The organism is Bradyrhizobium sp. SHOUNA76 (assembly GCF_023006445.1).
In the GTDB taxonomy this organism is placed as follows: Bacteria; Pseudomonadota; Alphaproteobacteria; order Rhizobiales; family Xanthobacteraceae; genus Bradyrhizobium.
The window spans coordinates 1-856 of record NZ_JALBHA010001001.1 but is presented as its reverse complement, the minus strand read 5'-3'; the positions used below and the strand labels follow the sequence as shown (position 1 = coordinate 856).

2 protein-coding genes are annotated in these 856 nt (G+C 63.7%); one reads left to right on the top strand and one right to left on the bottom strand.

Annotated features, from left to right (window positions below):
- Positions 1-205: LysR family transcriptional regulator (locus tag MOV74_RS39275; RefSeq protein WP_246932996.1), on the bottom strand; the 205-nt coding region annotated here is incomplete at its 3' end.
- Between the two features lie 116 nt (positions 206-321).
- Between MOV74_RS39275 and MOV74_RS39270 the strand changes: the two genes are divergently transcribed.
- Positions 322-856, top strand: a 535-nt coding sequence (locus MOV74_RS39270; RefSeq protein ID WP_246932994.1) for an SDR family NAD(P)-dependent oxidoreductase, incomplete at its 3' end; no start/stop codon positions are given.

Below are 856 nucleotides of genomic sequence, written 5' to 3'. Positions count from 1 at the left end.
CGAGCTTGTGGCCGGCATCGGTCAGCGCGAGCCGGCGCGAGGTGCGGTTGAACAGGCGGGCCCCTAACCGCTCCTCCAGCCGGGTCACGGCCTTCGAGACCGTCGCCTTGGACATCGCGAGTTCGCTCGCGGCCCCCGCAAACGACCGTAATTCCACGACTTTTGCGAAAATCGCGAGCGCCTCGAAATCGGGGAGTTTTGCCATGGGACCTGTCCGATCGGAGCTTTTGGGAAACAATGCGTTTCTATAGTTTCTATTTCTATACCACAGGCGGAGCCTTATCCAAGGGTCATCAGAAATTCAGGAAATGGAGAAATCCAATGACCAAGAAGCTCTCAGGCAAGGTTGCCCTCGTCACCGGCGGCTCGCGCGGCATCGGCGCGGCAAGCGCCCGCGCACTCGCCGACGAAGGCGCTGATGTCGCCATCAGCTATGTCGCCTCGCCGGACAAGGCGGAGGCCGTCGTAACTGAATTGAAGGCGAAGGGCGTCAGGGCGCGTGCCTTCAGGGCCGACCAGGCTTCCGCGAAGGACGTCACCCAACTGGTCAACGACGTCGCCAAGGAATTCGGCCATCTCGACATTCTCGTCAACAATGCCGGCGTCGCCGCCGGCGGTGCGATCGACGATGCCAGTGCCGACACTGAAGCCTTGGCCCGTCAGGACCAGGTCAACGTGCATGGCGTGATCGCGGCGATCCGTGCCGCTTCGCAATTGATGGGTGAAGGCGGCCGCATCGTCACCGTCGGCTCCATGCTGGCCGACCGCGCCTCGTTCCCGGGCCTTGCCGACTACGTCGCCACCAAGGCAGCCGTGGTTGGCTACACCAAGGGCGCGGCACGCGACCTCGGCCCGC